This window comes from Endozoicomonas sp., assembly GCF_051008435.1.
Lineage (GTDB): Bacteria > Pseudomonadota > Gammaproteobacteria > Pseudomonadales > Endozoicomonadaceae > Endozoicomonas_A.
This window is the reverse complement of record NZ_JBPCXO010000488.1, coordinates 1-16,918: the sequence shown is the minus strand read 5'-3', so window position 1 is coordinate 16,918 and position 16,918 is coordinate 1. Positions and strand designations below refer to the sequence as shown.

Sequence of the window (16,918 nt, the reverse complement as noted above, 5' to 3'; positions counted from 1 at the left end):
TGCGACGACTGATTTATTGTTATTTTGCTGTTAACGCAACAGTTGTTCAGGCAGTACCATTATATAGGCGTTACTGCGTATAAGAAATAACTCTAATGAACTACTCCCTCTGCTTGGCAGCAGGAGTCTAGTTCTGTATTTGGGGAAGTGCCCGAAATATCCGGTTTTACTTTAATAAGGAATAGCCTGTTGAATAAAATCATTTATCTTTATAGGTGTTATAAAGTAGTAGGGTATATAAGAGCTTTCGGAGATTCGCTTGAACTCACCTTGTGTTCCGTGGTTTCTTTAAATCCATTGGTATAGATCATCATTTTTGAGGTTGTTGAAATGGCTAAATTATCGGCCGGTGCCAAACGCAAAAAGAAAGAACTTAAGCGGCGTAAAAAGAAAACTATTCAGCTGTCAAAGACGAGCAAAATAGTTGAAAACATGCATGAAAAACTGGGATTGCCAAAGTTATCTGAACGTCTTATAGAACTGGCAGGTTCCATGTTGGAAGAGGGAAAGGGTGACAGAAGCTTTATCGAAAGCACTGTTGGTATGGTCGTGATGTGCTGGAACATAGGTACAGTGAACGAAAGCAAAGCCCTGGAGATGCGAGAAAGCATGACCGAATTTTTGGTCGGAAATGTTCCGGGAGGGATTCCTGAAGAGGTAGAGCAGCAGATTGACCTGATTATTTTATCCAGACGTATGATATATCGTGATGATCCTCGTTTGGTCATGGAGTATAAAGTTAACTGGGACTGGACAGGTGATTACAGTTTGCAGATCTTTAGTACAATCCTGGCAAAAGAAGAACGGTACGACTATGACCAAGAGGCTTCTGGAGGGGGGTTGTCTAAAAAATCGCAAGAAGGTATCGCTGAATATAAAGTCCCTGCTTCTGAAGAGCAGGCTCCGATAGCAGAGCTTATTAATGAGGGTTATAACTGCCTTGATGAATCTTATGCAGCGACTTGTGATCTTTGGTTGAATGCCTGGAAAAAGATCAAGTCCTTATATCAGGATCTCGACTCTATTAATGACATAAGACCCTTCGCCGGAATTCTATTGTCATACTGGATTGGTGACTTGGACATGCACCTTACTAATGCAGGTGTCGATGAGTCGCGTTATTTGGATATAAGAATCCAGTTTTGTCGGGAATTTTGCGAAGAGTTCCCTGCCTCTTCCCCCTCCCTTATCCGTATGATGCGTCGGGCAGAAGCAGAATCATTGTTTTTTGCGGGTAAAGCAGAACAGGGGGAGCAGGCCTTCGAAAGATTTGCTGAAAGTTTTCCGGATAACGCGTGGAGCTATATAGGTTTGGGCGACATGTATAGCGGCGAAAACGAATCTTTTGATTTACCCATAGACTTGAATAAGGCATCAAGGCTCTATCAAATACCCATTGAGCGAGCATTAGAAGATTTTGATGTCGCAATAGAGCGGCTTGAAGACCTACATGACCGCCAGGAAGAGCTAGGAGCCTGTCGGACTAAGACAATTCCGGCCTAAATTCCAGAAAGAACGGTTCAATTATTCGATGAAACAGGATTCGCACGAATGCTTCTAATAATTTTATTCGTTCTACTGAGATTTATGCTCGAAAGGATAAGTCCGACAGACTCCTGGCTCTGGATTAAGTTTCTATTTCAGTTAGCTCGTCCCCACTGGCTTTCTGACAGGGCGCGGCTTAGAGGCAGAACTTTTTCATTTGCTGGCGGATTCTGTCTCTTTCCCTTTCACGGCTATCATCCCCAAGAATTTCAAAGCTGCCGTCTGTCTTGTTCAAGCGAACCTGGTCTTCACTGTCGAGAACCTTGAGGTTTTCAGTCAGTTTTTTACAGTAAGCCAGAACCTCAGGGTTCTGATCAGGTTGTGAAGGGTCTTGAGAGGTCGATTCGGATTCAACAGAAGGCACTCCGGCAGGGAGTTTGTCATCAGATCCTTCATAGGGCTCATCCAGTGTTGAAATGACATCTGTATCAACATTGACCAGTGGCGGTCTGGAGGAATAATGGGTGGTGCCGTTTTCATCAACCCACTTGAAAATTCTGTCTGCCTGGACGGGAAAGTGGAGGCTTGCCGCCAGCAGCATCAGAATCAAGGCTTGTATTCCTTTCATGCTCATCATCCTTGAGTGTTGGCCAAACTGAACGAAATTGCTCGAACGGTCCGGAGTATGCATATTTTTGTGGTTATTACTCTAAATGTATGCAATTTCCGCGATTCTGCTTCGTCAGGCTATTGACTCTGCTTCAGCGACAGTCAAGAATGTCACCTCCCGGCGCTGCCCAATCAGGTGACTTCGGGGTTTATGCGACAATCCGGGGGCATATCCATACCTCCGATGAGAGCATTCCTTGGAATGCTGACAAATGAGCCTTGCCAGGTATCATTTGCCAGATTCCTGACCCTACCCACACAGGAATGTTGAGGCCTTGAATACAGCGTTTATTGCTCTGGTAGCCATAAAGCTGTGAAAAAAGAGAGGCCGGAGTCCCTAACCGCTCAGACAGCATGAGCTGGTCATGAGCATTAACTCAGCGGCGCCAAGCCGATTCATTTCTAATAATTAGTACTGCCGAGGGTAAGCACACGTGGAGCTTTTATCCGGCGCGGACATGGTAGTCCGTTCACTGGCTGATGAAGGGGTAGAGTACATCTATGGGTATCCTGGTGGAGCCCTGTTGCACGTCTACGATGCGATCTTCAGACAAAAAGCGGTCACCCATATTCTGGTACGCCATGAACAAGCGGCGACCCATATGGCTGATGGTTATGCACGGGCTACAGGTAAGCCTGGTGTAGCACTGGTGACATCAGGACCAGGAGCCACCAATACGATTACCGGTATTGCCACCGCCTACATGGATTCTATTCCCATGGTGGTGATTTCAGGCCAGGTGCCTTCCGGCTTTATCGGGACAGACATGTTCCAGGAAGTGGATATGGTGGGTATTTCCAGACCTATCGTTAAGCACAGTTTCCTGGTCAAGAAAGCTGAAGATATTCCTGAGGTTATCCGTAAGGCGTTTCATATCGCCCAGACCGGACGACCCGGACCGGTTGTGGTGGATATTCCTAAAGATATCACTGACCTGTCCAAGAAATTCGAATACCAATATCCTGAAAAGGTCAAAATCCGTTCTTATAGCCCGCCAGCCAAGGGGCATAACGGACAGATACGTAAAGCGGTTGATCTGCTGATGAAGGCTCGCAGACCGGTTATATATGCCGGTGGTGGTGTCGTTCTGGGCCAGGCTTCCGAATTGCTGACCGAATTGTCCAGAAAGCTGAATGCACCGGTTACCAATACCCTGAATGGTCTGGGTGGTTTTCCGGGATCTGATCGACAGTTCGTTGGGATGCTGGGCATGCATGGCAGCTATTGCGCCAACAAGGCTATGCATCACTCGGATCTGATTCTTGCGGTGGGTGCCCGGTTTGATGACAGGGTAACCAACAACACCGAAAAGTTCTGCCCGGATGCCAAGATCATTCATATTGATATTGATCCGGCCAGTATTTCCAAAACAGTGACGGCAGACATTCCTATTGTGGGACCTGTTGATACTGTCCTGGAAAATATGCTCCGCCAGCTCAGCGAATACCCTGGTACCCAGGATGATGCTGCGATGGCCGAGTGGTGGGCGAGCATCGACTCCTGGAGAGATCGTGGCCTGTTCCCTTATGAAAAAGGTGAAGGCAACATTCTCAAGCCACAACAGGTGATCGAATCCCTGTATCAGGTTACCAAAGGTGATGCCTTTGTGACCTCTGATGTAGGTCAGCACCAGATGTTTGCGGCCCAGCATTATCGCTTTAACAAACCGAATCGCTGGATTAGCTCCGGTGGTCTTGGAACCATGGGTTTTGGTTTGCCAGCAGCCATGGGTATCAAACTGTCCTTCCCGGATGAGCAGGTTGCCTGCGTGACGGGTGAAGGCAGTATCCAGATGAATATTCAGGAACTGTCCACCTGCCTGCAATACGATTTGCACCTGAAAGTGATCAACATCAATAATCAGGCTCTGGGTATGGTAAGACAGTGGCAGGATATGCAGTACGACAGCCGCTATTCCCATTCCTATATGGAATCTCTGCCCGACTTCGTCAAGCTGGCAGAATCTTATGGCCATGTGGGAATAAGAGTGACCCACCCTGATGAACTGCTTCCAGCCATGGAAGAAGCTTTCTCCCTGAAAGACCGGTTGGTCTTCATGGATATTCAGGTGGACGCCAACGAGCATGTGTATCCGATGCAAATCAAGGATGGCAACATGTGTGACCTGTGGCTCAGCAAGACGGAGAGAACCTGATGAGACGGATTATCTCTGTACTGGTAGAAAACGAACCGGGTGCTCTGTCTCGTATTGTCGGGCTGTTTTCCCAGCGTAACTACAACATCGAAACCCTGACCGTTGCACCTACGGAAGATGCAACCCTGTCTCGTCTGACAGTGACCACTTCCGGTAATCCGCAGGTGATTGAACAGATCACCAAGCAGCTGAACAAGCTGATTGATGTGGTCAAGCTGGTGGATTTGACGGAAGGGTATCATGTTGAGCGTGAGCTGATGCTGATCAAGGTCCGTGCAAGCGGCCCTCTGCGAGCTGAAGTAAAACGTACAGCGGATATCTTCCGGGGTCAGATTGTGGATGTAACCAGTTCGGTTTACACCGTTCAGCTGACCGGTACTCAGGACAAACTCGATGGCTTTATCGAAGCCATTGGTCAGGCCCAGGTGCTGGAAGTGGTTCGTAGCGGTATTACGGGCATTGCCCGTGGTGAGAAGGTGTTGAGCCTTTAATCACTGACTGCTCAGTAAATCGCTTACTGGGCAGTGTCATGACCCCCTTCTTTAACAGGAGGGGACAAGGTTATGTTATCCTGGTCCCTGCTTTTTACAGCCTGCAAATAGGCTCTTTTCCCTCCTTGATTCGCACTATATTCTCCGGATACTTCTTGATGAGTTCATCCCAGCTATCCAGATTTTTTTTGCGGACAGTTTCTCGGGTTTGACTCATGACTCTGGGTGTTAAAACATTGAGGTCAGGGTCGACAATCACTCTTCGATCTTCCATGGCAGCCGATTCAGCCAGTTGTTTAACGGCGTCTTCTGAGTCGTATCCGACAATGGCTACATTGTTCAGTTCATGAAGTTTTAAAAGGTTGGTTAAATCACCTTCAATCCATGCAAGGTATTCATCAGCGGAGTGAATGATGACAAAGTCTTCAGGATTTTCCGCTTCAGTGGTTTGAACCAGATTTCGATAATAAAAAGTCTTGAATTGGTTTTTAGCCAAGTCTTCCAAAGCAGCCAGAAGTAATTTGGGTTGATCATCAGAAGAAGGTTTTAACTGCACATTTAAGAACAATACGTCTTCATCACCCGAAAATTCTTTCAATAAGCGGACATTGGCTCGAATACTCTCTTCTTTTTCGTTCAAGGCAAAGCGTGGAAGAGCTGATGCTGAATAAAGGTTTTCATAACTCATATCGACAGTCATGATCAGGACTTTTTCACCTTGTACAAGCATGCTGTCAATATAAGTGATAAGGCTTTCCAGGTCCGACCGAACAGGTAAAGCAGCAAATAGAACGCAGACGAGCGCTGCATAAAAAAAGAATTTGGGAAACACTTCTGAATACCCTTAATTAACAAGGGGAAGGGGTCATTAACCGAATTGAGTTAATGGCCTTCAGAATAGCCGGATGTAATCAAAATATTATTCACTTAACAGTAGAGAGCATCGTTTTCATCGTTCTGTTGTTACAACAGCTCCCAGAAAGCCTGAATTAAGGGGCTCTTCAGCTTTTTATCCAAAACACATAAGCCCACATCATAAGCCGCCAGCCAGGGTTTGATATCAAGAATCATCACTTTGTCAGACAATGGACTGTTATCAAGAACGATCTGTGGCACCACTCCAATACCGAGTCCAAGGCTGACCATGCTGACAATGGCTTCATTGCCTGCAACCTGGGCATAAATTCTGGGTTTTATACTTTTTGCCGAAAACCATCGATCCACACGCAGCCTACCGATCCCTTTCTCAGAAAGGATCATGGGCGTTTGGCTCCAGTCTTCCAGGGTGAGAGGTGTTTCTATCTCTCCGGAAGCCGGTCCTATGAAGACCAGAGGTGAGAGCCCGATACTGTGGAATTTGATTTCGGTGGGTAATTGATCTGGTCGGGCGGAAATAGCAATGTCTTCTTTTCCGGAGGTAACCAGATCGATGGCTGAATCAGGGTCTCCGGTATGCAGTTTGATTTCAATTCTCGGATAGCGGTGGCGAAAGCGCCTGAGAATGTCATAGAGAAAGCTGTAGCTGGCTGTGACGGAGCAATAAACACTGATCTCACCTTTCAGTTCCTTGGATTCAGCTATCAGTTCATTCCGAATCGCGGACCACTGAACCAAAGCTTCCCGGGCATATTTCTCAAATTTAATACCTTCTGCAGTCAAGCTGACACTGCGGTTATCCCGCTCAAACAGGCTCACCCCCAGCTTATCTTCCAGATGCTGAATGCTGCGGCTCAGGGTGGATGGGCTGACATGGCAGGCAGCGCTGGCGCGGCCAAAGTGGAGTGTTTCAGCCAGACTCAGGAAATGCTTCAGTGGTTTCAGATCCATAAGTGTTTATTTCGTATTATGAAACGTTATGTTGCAAATATATCATTTTACGAAATAACCTGCCTGCTTTATTCTCCACATCAACGTTTTCAGCCCGGACAAAAACAAATAATCCGGGGCGTTTTACTCAGGAATCCGTCATGAAAGTTTATTACGATAAAGACTGTGATCTCTCCATCATCCGTGGCAAGAAAGTATCCATCATCGGTTACGGTTCTCAGGGGCATGCCCATGCCAACAACCTGAAAGACTCCGGTGTGGATGTCACCATTGGTCTGCGTAAAAACTCTGCCTCTGTAGCTAAAGCAGAATCTGTTGGTCTGAATGTACTGGACGTACCTTCTGCAGTAGCTCAGGCTGACGTTGTCATGATCCTGACCCCAGACGAGTTCCAGTCTCAGCTTTACAAGGGTGAAATTGAGCCTAACCTCAAGCAGGGTGCCACACTGGCTTTTGCTCACGGTTTCGCTATTCATTACAATCAGGTGGTTCCTCGTGCTGACCTGGACGTAATCATGATTGCCCCTAAGGCACCTGGTCACACTGTTCGCTCCGAGTTTGTTAAAGGTGGCGGTATTCCTGATCTGGTTGCAATCTATCAGGACGCTACCGGCAAGGCTAAAGACTTGGCTCTGTCTTACGCTTCTGGCGTAGGTGGCGGTCGCACCGGTATCATCGAAACAACCTTTAAAGATGAGACCGAAACCGATCTGTTCGGTGAGCAGGCTGTACTGTGCGGTGGTGCTGTAGAACTGGTTAAAGCCGGTTTTGAAACTCTGACCGAAGCGGGCTATGCCCCGGAAATGGCTTACTTCGAATGTCTGCATGAGCTGAAGCTGATCGTAGACCTGATGTATGAAGGCGGTATCGCCAACATGAACTACTCCATCTCCAACAATGCGGAGTATGGTGAGTACGTGACCGGTCCAAGAGTGATCAACGATGAGTCTCGCAAGGCTATGCGTGAAGCTCTGAAGGATATCCAGAACGGTGAGTACGCCAAGAAGTTCATCACTGAAGGCGCAATGAACTATCCATCTATGACTGCTTACCGTCGTAACAACGCTGCTCACCCGATCGAACAGACAGGTGCCAAGCTGCGTGAAATGATGCCCTGGATCACTGAGAACCAGCTGGTAGATAAAGAGAAGAACTGATTGTTAAAACAATCAATCAAAAAAAGGCGCCTTGTGCGCCTTTTTTGTTTTTGTGAATATGAAGAGATGTCCCGTTTTTTTTCGTAGCCCTCTGGAGCAGTACTTTGAGAAAAAAGATCGCCTATCTGAAGGCCCGGCCTCACATCCTTGCAATATTGGGGTTGGTGTTAGCCACTCTCTGTTGGGGTGGGAACAGTGTTGCAGGTCGGATGAGTGTGGGAGATATTCCTCCCGTCGCGTTGTCATTCTGGCGATGGACTCTGGCTTTCCTGATCCTGTTTTCGTTTACTGGCAAGAAGCTGATTAAGCAGAGAAAGGCGATTTTTCAAAGTCGATACCCATTGATTGCCCTGGGGTTCTTCAGTATTGCCTGTTTTAACACATTGCTATATATCGCGGCTCAATCAACTCAGGCGGTGAACCTGGCTCTGATACAAATAGCCCTGCCAGTCATCACTATGATTCTCGCTGTACCTCTGTTGAATATTTTTCCAAAGAAAAGACAGTTGTTTGGTATGGGGATTGCCATCCCGGGGTTGCTAACGATTTTCAGTAAAGGCGAGTGGTCATCACTGGCCAGTCTGAATTTCGGCAGAGGTGACATGATCATGTTAGTAGCTACCTGTTGCTGGGGTTTTTATACAGTGCTGCTCAAACGGTTTGAACTGCCCATATCCGGGGCTCAGTTGCTGACCACACTGGTTGGGATCGGAGTGATGATCCTTTTTCCGTTTTACCTCTGGGAGTTTTCGATTCGAGGAGGCTTTACAGTGAGTATGAAAGCCATCTATCTGATCAGTTACGTGGTACTAATTGCCTCATTGGTCGCCTATATTTCATGGAATTTCGGAGTCTCTGTTCTGGGGGCTAACACAGCCGCCATGTTCAATTTTCTGATTCCTGTTTTTTCTGCCATGTTTGCGATCCCCATTCTTGGAGAGACACTCCATCAGTATCATCTGATAGCAGCAGGCCTTATTTTTACAGGACTTTGGATAGCTAACAGGAAGTATTCTTCGTCAGAAAGTCCAGGTTAGACTCCCTGCAAATACATGAATAGGAATACTAAAAATGATGTATTACGAAGATTTGGCGTTACACGACAGCAAAATCAGTGAACAGACGCATGAAGTGACAGCAGAGGAAATCAAGGCGTTTGCCGGTCAATGGGACCCTATGCCGTTTCACCTGGATGAAGAAGTTGCCAAGGCCTCGCCTATGGGAGGGCTGTTTGCCTCCAGTCTTCATACTGTGGCTATCGGAACACGACTGGGGCACAGCATGATCGAAGAAGGAATAGCCATGATTGCCGGCTTGGGGTGGGACGAGCTGCGATTTCCCAAGCCTGTCATGGTGGGGGATGTTTTGCGTTGCAAAAGTGAAATTGTGGATAAGAGGGTGTCCAAGAGTAAGCCAGACAGAGGCATTGTTGTGACCCAGATGACAGTCACCAATCAAAATGAAGAAGTAGTGGCTACTTACAAGTTCACCAATATGGTGTTTAGAAGGCCAGAATAACTAATAAGGGCTGAATAATTCATTGATTCAGCCCTTATTAAGTTTCCAGTTATTTTACTTCACACTTTAGCTCTGACAGGCCTTCGGGCTTTTCAATATGGCATTCAATTCCATTCTTGAAAATCGCTCTGTTATTCCCAACAACTCTGTAGGAGCAGCCATTGCCCCATGTGTAAGTATCCCCTCTCTGGGTAATATGATTCTTAGAGTTGGTGGAGTTGCGGTTATTGTAATTGACTAATTCAGTGTTCATATCCCGGAAGTTGGATGGTTGATTCACTTTGGTCTTTTCCCAGGAAGAATAAGATGCAGAATCGTAACCGAAATAAGTGCCTGGGAGGTAACCCAGCTGGAATATAACGGAATTACACTTAGCTGTGTATTTGTTGAGGTCTTCCGCATTGGCAATCGATACCAGCAAAGCGCAGAGTAGGCCTATGGTAGTTTTCAGTTTCATTGTCATGTCCTCATATTTAATGGATACAGTTTCGATTTAGAGACTGTAGGTTTGGACAATCGTGGAGCAGAAGTGTTCCATTAAGAACAAGGGTTGTGAGAGTTGGTTAGGCGTACTGACAAGCTGTTTAGCGGTACTTACAGGGAAGGAAGAGGCTGCCCGAATCAGTAATATCTTGCTCAGGCAGCACTGGTTGTTACTGCTGTTTCAACGTAGCAACAAATTTTCGGGATTCATCAATGGATCGCTGCATATCACGGAGCAGGCGATCAATATCCGATTTAATGGAACCAAATTCCCCTTTCAGAGCTGAGATAGCCCGGGCATTGAGGTTATGTTTCAGATAGAGCACCTGATCCTGGAAGGCGTTCAGCACCGGTTGCATACGCTTTTCTGATTGTTCCATGCTGGCCAGCATTCTTTTGTACTGGCGGCGAGTATCATTCAGTTTCTGCTGGCTTGAACGGCGAAGGCTGGCACTGGAATAAAGCTCCAGTTCGTCTTCCCACTCATCAAAGAGTGCTTCAGAGACATCTTTAACGCCTTGAATACGATCACGAACTTCAGCTGCAGAAGTCACACTGTCTTCGTATTCAGCATTCAGCTGATCATACAGTGCTTCTAAATCTCCGCCATTGAAATTAACGACACTGCGGAACTGTTCCAGTGCGGAACTGAATTGTTCCTGGGCTTCTTCCTGAGCGACCTGAGAACTCTCGATTCGATCCACCATGATATCGCGCTTGTGGATACCTACCTGTTCCATGGCACTGTAATAGGTGCTCTGACAGCCAGTTAGAAAGACAGAAAAAATAAGCAGCAGTGCTGGGGTACCTGCTCGGAATACTGAAGGCATGGTATCAATCTTCCTGGCTTTTGATGGCTTTGATCACATCTTTATTTCGCTGGTCTGCCAGGTGACTGTTGACAACAAACAGCGCATGAATGATTCCGGGAATCCAGCCCAGCAGGGTCAGAATAATATTAAGAATCATCTGACCGGGTTTGCCACATAAAAGAACGGCTATGGGTGGCAGTAATATCGCCAGAAAATAACGCATGTTGTCTCCCTGTGCTTGCTTTAGCTGCAGCCTTCTGATCAGAGAGGCTGCATCCATAATGATTTTTTGTTTTAACTTATACCGATGTGCCAGTGCTTATGCCGCTGCGGTAATGGGTTGCAGGGCAAGTAAATCAAGCAGTCTTAGCACTTCTTCCTGAAGGTTTTTAGAGGCCAGGGCAAGGTTAGAAGCAAATTCGTCTGCAGTGCCATGCTCACTGTCCATCAGGTCTGTTACTGATTTTACTGCAACCAGAGGAATTTGGTAATGGGAGGCTACCCAGGCAATGGCTGCCGCTTCCATCTCTTTGTTAACCATGGGCTCCTGACGCAGAATGGCTTCATCGGTCGGACTCATATCAAGGGAGTTGCCAGTACAAACAATGGAGGTGGGTAAATCCAGTTTTTGGGCCAGATTAACCGCTACTTTGCATTGGTAATTACCATCTCCATAAGCTTCGTAGTGGTCACCCATAGGTATACGACGGTCAAAGAAGCGGATGCGTTCACCAATATAAACGTCACCAATTTTGCAGCCTTTGTCGGAAAAACCACCGCAGGTTCCGGCATTGATGACCAGATCGGGTGAGAAGAGGCGAAATGCTTCATACGCTGCCAGAGTGGCAGGCTGGGTACCTACATTTTCTACACCGTGAACAGAGTCGGAACCATTGGTAACCAAATTGATGCTCAGGTTCTTGTACTCACCCGCAAAGGTTTTGCAGGGCAGTAGCGGATTGGTGTCGCTTGTTTCAGCCAGACCCAGTTTTTCAATGAGTGGCGCTGCTTCCTGCTTCATGGCCACAATCATTGTAATTCTTTTCATAGCGATCAATTCGATTGGTAATGGGAAGTATATAGTCTCTCGTTATAAGTGGATGATTCCAATAAGTAAATTCTTATATTGAAGAAGGTATTCAGCCGTCCTTGTGCCAGCCTCCGGGCAGGCTTTCTGTTTGGAGTGATAACAAATACACATAATCGGTGACAGGTGGGTGAGTGTTGCTTTTGGTGTTAAGTGTTACTCACATTGTTTTTTGTGGGTCGCTGGGCGTAAGCTTGCTGCCCTTTTTTTCTTGAGCATCTGAGAGCCGATGGAGTACAAACCGGTTTCTGAATTACAGCGTATTCTGGCTTGCCTGCCTGAAGCCATTACTGATGCCTTTAACCAGGGGCAGCCGGCAAACTATATCCCGGCATTGGCCGAAGTGGATCCCAAACGGTTTGGAATGGCAGTCAGTACGGTGGATGGAGAGGATTTTACAGCCGGTGATGCTCGTGAAATGTTCTCCATCCAGAGTATTTCGAAAGTGTTTTCTCTCAGTCTTGCGATCAGTCACATGGGAGAAGAGCTGTTTCAACGTGTAGGCGTTGAGCCTTCAGGTACTTCATTCAATTCATTGTCTCAGCTGGAATATGAAAACGGTATTCCCCGAAATCCGTTTATCAATGCTGGAGCCATTGTTGTAGCCGATGCTCTTCTGGAATATGTCAGTTCGCCAAAGCAGGACTTTTTAAGTTTTGTACGTGGTCTGTCGGATAATATTGATATCCATTATGACGAATCGGTGTTTCGTTCTGAGTTTGATAATGGACAGAGAAATACGGCATTAGCTAACTATTTAAAAAGCTTCGGTAACCTGAAGAATCATGTGTCCAGAGTGCTGGATTTCTATTTCTATCAGTGTTCTCTCTCCATGAGCTGTCTGGATCTTGCCCGTGCTTTTCGATTCCTGGCTCAGGACGGCAGGCATCCGTTCAGAAATGAATCGGTTGTGTCCCGATTGCAGGCTCGAAGAATCAACTCACTGATGATGACCTGTGGAACCTATGATGAAGCCGGTGAGTTTGCTTTTCATGTTGGTCTGCCCTGCAAAAGTGGTGTTGGGGGCGGCATTGTAGCCATCATTCCAGGAAAAATGTCTATTTGCGTCTGGAGTCCGGAGCTGGGAGCCAAGGGTAATTCTCTGCCAGGAATGAGAGCGCTGGAATATTTTGTAAAACAGAGTGGGCATTCTGTTTTTTAATTTTATCTTTTTTGTGGCAGTCTTTCCGGACGGTTGGCTTACTCCGTCTTTTAATAAGGCTGTCATCTTGCCGTTATATACCCCTTCTCACAGAAACTAAAAATAGCTCTCAAGCTGTAGAAAAATAAAAAAGGAGTGAGAAATGCTGAAAAAAGCATTAGGTGTCGTATTTATGCTGGCTGTCCTGCCAGTCGCCAGTGCCACTCCGGTAGTGGATGAGCCTCTGGATATCATGATCACCAATGATGATGGTTTCGATACTCCGGGTATAAGAGCTCTGCACAAAAGTTTTTCTGAAGCGGGACATCACGTCAAAATTGTTGCCCCTTCAAAAAATTACAGCGGCAGTAGTGCTTCCATGACGTTCAGTGCTATTCAGGTTAAGGAAGTTGAGCCTGATATTTACTCGGTGGCGGGTAGTCCTGCGACAACAGTCGTGGTGGGAACAACTGCTATTTTTCCTGCCGATGACCAGCCTGATCTGATCATTTCCGGCATTAACGAAGGTGCAAACCTCGGACCCGCTGCCACTATGTCAGGCACAGTGGGTGCAACCATCAGTGCTCTGAATGTTTTGTCTAATCCCATTCCGGCAATTGCCATCAGCACCAATGTGATCGGAGAAGATCCTCATTCGCAGGAGAATCTCATCATGGTCAATCAGATTGCTGAGTTCATGGTTCGGCTGGTTGAGACGTTAAGAGATAAGAACTCTCGTATGCTGTCAGAAGGCCTGGCACTGAATGTGAATTACCCTCCGCTGCCTCTGGAAAAAATCAAAGGCATTCAGAACAGCAGACAGGGGCAGGTACCTTTCTTCAATATTGCCTTCAGGGAAGTGGCCCCAGAGTTGTATGCTCCCAGCTTTTCTTTGCCTGAAGAAACGGAAAAGGACGTGAAACGCTCTGATACTGTGGGCTTTAATGAAGGCTACATTACGGTCGTTCCTATCGATGGAGATTACACCGCCGGCTTTTTTAAAAGGCATAAAGTTGCAACCTATCTTCGTGAATTGAAGCCTTAGACTCATTGGGGCAGAGTCATCTGCCCATCTCCCTTCTTCATGCCGTTTCGGCACTAGAGCTTCGCTTTAGGCATTTCACAAGCCTCTGCTGAATGGCAATCATAGCACCCTGATTTCGAGTTTTCGGTCACGAATAAACGGGGTGTGTCGTGTTAGGAGTACTGGGTGGAATGGGGCCTCTGGCTACCGTGGACTTTATGCAGAAAATCATTGCTTTGACGGCAGCCAGCAGAGACCAGGAACACCTTCCTATGCTGGTGCATAACGTCCCTCAGATTCCTGATCGCAGTGCCTGTATTCTTGAAGGGTCGGAAGATCCTTTCCCGGCATTGTTGAGAGGTTTGAGAAGCCTTGAGCGTGGCGGTGCTGAATGCGTCGTTATTCCCTGTAATACAGCTCATTTCTGGTTTGATAAGTTGCAAAAGCATGCCCAGATTCCAATGATCAGTATCCTGGACTGTGTGCAGAAACATATCCGGCAGAATCAGCTCGGCAAAGTCGGAGTTATGGCAACCAGCGCTACTGTTTCAGCCGTAATGTATCAACAACAAATAGAAAATGATGGTCGTGAGTGTCTGATTCCTGACCAGGACATGCAGGCTCTGATGATGCAGGCTATTTATGATATCAAGGCGGGCCGCCTTGAGTTGGGTAGTCAGCGAATGAAAGTCGTATTTGATGATCTTCTCAGTAAGGGAGCTGAGGCTGTTATTTTGGGGTGTACAGAAATCCCCATCGGTCTTGCTGACGTTGCGAAAGCAAAACCGGAGCAGTGCATTGATGCGACGGCTCTTTTAGCCAGCGCCTGTGTGGACTGGTATACCTATCTGGAAGCTAAAGCTGCCGCTTAATTCAGGGTTCTACAGGTCTGGCGACCATGATGCCATTCTGACTTCTGATTGCCAGAATTCTTTGGTGCAGGGGTCTCTTACTGATTTGAACATCCTTGCCAATGAGGGGAGCATGAATCAATTTCAGTGCTCCTTGATCCCAATAGGCAAAACCTGTGTGGACAACGTCCAGTCCGGCAATATTACTGGTAGCGGCGATGATATCGCCATCTTGGATTTGTGAAGAACTTAGCTCGATCTCTTCCTGCGGGATATAGAACCGTTGACTTTGGTTCAGTCGCTTTTCAATTACAGTGATGGATTGCAGGCGGTCAGTATTTCGTTTGAGTTTAGAAAACAGACTTTTGTTGGCACTCATAAAATAGATGGGTGAAGACTGCGCAAGGCCACCCAGCTCCTCAGTTATAAGATCAAGCTGACCTTTTGCTTCGTTATCAGACAGCCATTCACTGAAATAATGCAAACGACTGGTATAGCCTTGAAGTTCACCATCCCGATAGCGGAGAGAGGTTAAGGACTTCCTGTATTGCTGACGCAGTGCCTCAGGATCTTTACCATCCAGGGAATCGTTCTTGATCAATGCGGCTAATGCCAGCACATTTTCTATAAGCGTAACGCAATCAAACGCTTTGAGGTTGATCACCAGCTGTTCACTGCCTGATTGTTCCAGAGTCCCCGGTATGTAAGGTTTTCCAACAAAATTCAGGCTAAGTTTTATAATCAGCTGATTGAATGGAAGCTGATCCCAGTCTTTCTTGCGAGCCAGAAGAAAGGTTCTTTCCAGAATGGCGTAATGCGGAGCGTGATTGACGAACTGGGTCTGAGCGGGTCTGCTGGTTAAAGGCAGGAAGCACAATGGTATCAGTATCAGGTAGGTCAGAGTTTGCCTGATTCGGATCGATTTTATTGATCTGCAAAGAGTGGTCGTCAGCATTTTTAAGGATATTATTGATTCTATTTCATTGAACAGTAATCGTTGCGTCAGAAAGTCACAATGCGGTTGAACCGAAGTCTGGGAGAAGCAGGATGAACCTGGAAAGTAAGTGGTTGGAAGATTTTCTGGCACTGGCCGAGCTGAGAAATTTTTCCCGGGCTGCCGAGTTTCGAAATATCACACAACCAGCCTTTGGTCGTCGAATCCGTTCTCTGGAGCAAACAGTGGGTTTTGAATTGGTAGACAGGGGGACAGTTCCTATCAATTTAACCCCGGAAGGCCGGTTATTCAGAACAACCGCCAGGAATCTGCTTCGTCAGATGGAAGAAGGGTTAGGGCAGTTGCAGGGAGTGGTGGGTGGGCAGGCGATTGATTTCGCGGCAGCCCACTCCTTATCGGTCACTTTATTGCCCGAATTGATTCAGCAAATGAGCGAAGATGAACAGCTGCTGCAAACCCGGGTGGAAAGTATTGATGTTGACCTGGCGGTAGAAGCTCTGCAGGAAGGTAACTGTGATTTTCTTCTGGCATTCAATGTTGAGGCTTTAATGCAGCCACCTTTTGAATACCTGAAGTTGGGTTTGACACGCATGCTGCCGGTTTGTCTGCCTGATGAACAAGGAAAATCCCTGTTTTCCGATGCTCACTCTGAAACAGTGCCTTTACTCAGATACAGCCCAAATGCCTTTATGGGACGCAAAGTAAACAGTTTGCTGAGTGCATCCAATGTCCCTGTTCGATTTCAAACGGTTATGGAGTCGTCTCTGACCAATCTGCTCAAAGAGATGGCTCTTAAAGGGAAAGGCGTTGCCTGGTTACCTGATTATTCCGTGCAGCATGAGCTGGAATCAGGGCAGCTGGTTCCCTTCTCTACAAGACCTGGCTGGACGGGACCTATCGAGATTCTGCTCTACCGAAACAACGTTCGACTGCACGCAAGAGCGGAGCGATTATGGTCTGAATTAAGCCAGCGCTGTCAGGCAGGATGGCAGCTGACAGACATTGATCTGCAGTAGTCCGATAAATTCAGGTTTGCAGATTAAGCCAAATGTTCATCGGATGATCTCTATCGAAAGCGGTCATACTCTTGTTGTCGTATTCTGGATTGACTGGCAGGCTTGATCATATCTAGGAGCCTGTCGGACTTATGCTTTCGAGCATACTCTCTATTGAAGAGTCAGTAGAACGAGTCGACAGTCTTGAGCGTTCTAGGAGTCTGTCGGACTTAGCCGACCGTAGCGAGGAAAAGTCCGGTTTGAGAC

General features: G+C 46.9%; 18 protein-coding genes. 10 read left to right on the top strand and 8 right to left on the bottom strand.

The genetic code is table 11. The annotated features are described in order from the left end of the window. The first annotated feature begins 330 nt into the window (after positions 1-330). Positions 331-1,503 carry a hypothetical protein gene (locus tag ACR2PX_RS24230; protein WP_434001924.1) on the top strand — a complete coding sequence of 391 codons (1,173 nt, stop codon included), beginning with the start codon at positions 331-333 and terminating at the stop codon, positions 1,501-1,503. 178 nt (positions 1,504-1,681) lie between these two features. Here ACR2PX_RS24230 and ACR2PX_RS24225 read toward each other — a convergent pair whose 3' ends face one another. Continuing rightward, a complete protein-coding gene (locus ACR2PX_RS24225) occupies positions 1,682-2,113 on the bottom strand; it encodes a DUF4124 domain-containing protein (RefSeq protein WP_434001923.1) in 432 nt (143 codons plus the stop codon). A gap of 475 nt (positions 2,114-2,588) precedes the next feature. Here ACR2PX_RS24225 and ACR2PX_RS24220 point away from each other — a divergent pair, with 475 nt between their 5' ends. Together ACR2PX_RS24220 and ilvN are read left to right on the top strand one after the other, a co-directional pair. Continuing rightward, positions 2,589-4,310 (top strand): acetolactate synthase 3 large subunit, encoded by a 1,722-nt coding sequence (locus ACR2PX_RS24220; RefSeq protein WP_434001922.1) that lies wholly within the window; start codon positions 2,589-2,591, stop codon positions 4,308-4,310. Then, on the top strand, positions 4,310-4,801 hold the full coding sequence (gene ilvN / locus ACR2PX_RS24215) for an acetolactate synthase small subunit (protein ID WP_434001921.1): 492 nt from the start codon (positions 4,310-4,312) through the stop codon (positions 4,799-4,801). The genes ACR2PX_RS24220 and ilvN overlap by 1 nt, the downstream gene beginning before the upstream one ends. Positions 4,802-4,895: 94 nt before the next feature. Here ilvN and ACR2PX_RS24210 read toward each other — a convergent pair whose 3' ends face one another. Both ACR2PX_RS24210 and ilvY read right to left on the bottom strand, forming a co-directional pair. Then, on the bottom strand, positions 4,896-5,531 hold the full coding sequence (locus tag ACR2PX_RS24210; RefSeq protein WP_434001920.1) for a hypothetical protein: 636 nt from the start codon (positions 5,529-5,531) through the stop codon (positions 4,896-4,898). Between the two features lie 233 nt (positions 5,532-5,764). Continuing rightward, complete coding sequence (gene ilvY / locus ACR2PX_RS24205; protein ID WP_434001919.1) at positions 5,765-6,628, bottom strand: HTH-type transcriptional activator IlvY; 864 nt, start codon at positions 6,626-6,628, stop codon at positions 5,765-5,767. A 140-nt stretch (positions 6,629-6,768) separates the two neighbouring features. On the opposite strand from ilvY, the gene ilvC reads away from it, so the two are divergent. From ilvC to ACR2PX_RS24190, 3 genes are all read left to right on the top strand, one after another. Next, positions 6,769-7,785 carry a ketol-acid reductoisomerase gene (gene ilvC, locus ACR2PX_RS24200; protein WP_434001918.1) on the top strand — a complete coding sequence of 339 codons (1,017 nt, stop codon included), beginning with the start codon at positions 6,769-6,771 and terminating at the stop codon, positions 7,783-7,785. A 104-nt stretch (positions 7,786-7,889) separates the two neighbouring features. After that, on the top strand, positions 7,890-8,822 hold the full coding sequence (locus ACR2PX_RS24195; protein ID WP_434001917.1) for a DMT family transporter: 933 nt from the start codon (positions 7,890-7,892) through the stop codon (positions 8,820-8,822). Positions 8,823-8,856: 34 nt separating this feature from the next. After that, on the top strand, positions 8,857-9,303 hold the full coding sequence (locus ACR2PX_RS24190; protein WP_434001916.1) for a MaoC/PaaZ C-terminal domain-containing protein: 447 nt from the start codon (positions 8,857-8,859) through the stop codon (positions 9,301-9,303). Positions 9,304-9,352: 49 nt separating this feature from the next. Here the strand turns inward: ACR2PX_RS24190 and ACR2PX_RS24185 are convergent, their stop codons facing one another. The 4 genes from ACR2PX_RS24185 to ACR2PX_RS24170 form a co-directional block, all read right to left on the bottom strand. Continuing rightward, positions 9,353-9,760: a hypothetical protein gene (locus ACR2PX_RS24185; protein WP_434001915.1), complete on the bottom strand. Its 408-nt coding sequence runs from the start codon at positions 9,758-9,760 to the stop codon at positions 9,353-9,355. 196 nt (positions 9,761-9,956) lie between these two features. Further along, positions 9,957-10,616 (bottom strand): DUF2959 domain-containing protein, encoded by a 660-nt coding sequence (locus ACR2PX_RS24180; RefSeq protein ID WP_434001914.1) that lies wholly within the window; start codon positions 10,614-10,616, stop codon positions 9,957-9,959. Between the two features lie 4 nt (positions 10,617-10,620). Then, on the bottom strand, positions 10,621-10,878 hold the full coding sequence (locus ACR2PX_RS24175) for a YqaE/Pmp3 family membrane protein (RefSeq protein WP_434001913.1): 258 nt from the start codon (positions 10,876-10,878) through the stop codon (positions 10,621-10,623). 39 nt (positions 10,879-10,917) lie between these two features. Continuing rightward, positions 10,918-11,646 (bottom strand): hypothetical protein, encoded by a 729-nt coding sequence (locus ACR2PX_RS24170; RefSeq protein WP_434001912.1) that lies wholly within the window; start codon positions 11,644-11,646, stop codon positions 10,918-10,920. 268 nt (positions 11,647-11,914) lie between these two features. On the opposite strand from ACR2PX_RS24170, the gene ACR2PX_RS24165 reads away from it, so the two are divergent. The 3 genes from ACR2PX_RS24165 to ACR2PX_RS24155 all read left to right on the top strand — a co-directional run bounded on the left by ACR2PX_RS24165 (position 11,915) and on the right by ACR2PX_RS24155 (position 14,722). After that, positions 11,915-12,847 carry a glutaminase gene (locus ACR2PX_RS24165; protein ID WP_434001911.1) on the top strand — a complete coding sequence of 311 codons (933 nt, stop codon included), beginning with the start codon at positions 11,915-11,917 and terminating at the stop codon, positions 12,845-12,847. A gap of 142 nt (positions 12,848-12,989) precedes the next feature. Further along, complete coding sequence (gene surE, locus ACR2PX_RS24160) at positions 12,990-13,871, top strand: 5'/3'-nucleotidase SurE (protein WP_434001910.1); 882 nt, start codon at positions 12,990-12,992, stop codon at positions 13,869-13,871. 149 nt (positions 13,872-14,020) lie between these two features. Then, positions 14,021-14,722, top strand: coding sequence for an aspartate/glutamate racemase family protein (locus ACR2PX_RS24155; RefSeq protein ID WP_434001909.1), 702 nt, complete (start codon positions 14,021-14,023; stop codon positions 14,720-14,722). 1 nt (position 14,723) lies between these two features. On the opposite strand, the gene ACR2PX_RS24150 is transcribed toward ACR2PX_RS24155, so the two are convergent. Further along, positions 14,724-15,656: an N-acetylmuramoyl-L-alanine amidase-like domain-containing protein gene (locus ACR2PX_RS24150; RefSeq protein WP_434001908.1), complete on the bottom strand. Its 933-nt coding sequence runs from the start codon at positions 15,654-15,656 to the stop codon at positions 14,724-14,726. Between the two features lie 92 nt (positions 15,657-15,748). On the opposite strand from ACR2PX_RS24150, the gene ACR2PX_RS24145 reads away from it, so the two are divergent. Then, the gene (locus tag ACR2PX_RS24145; protein WP_434001907.1) at positions 15,749-16,672 is read left to right on the top strand and encodes a LysR substrate-binding domain-containing protein; all 924 of its coding nucleotides are present in this window, start codon (positions 15,749-15,751) and stop codon (positions 16,670-16,672) included. Positions 16,673-16,918: the final 246 nt, after the last annotated feature.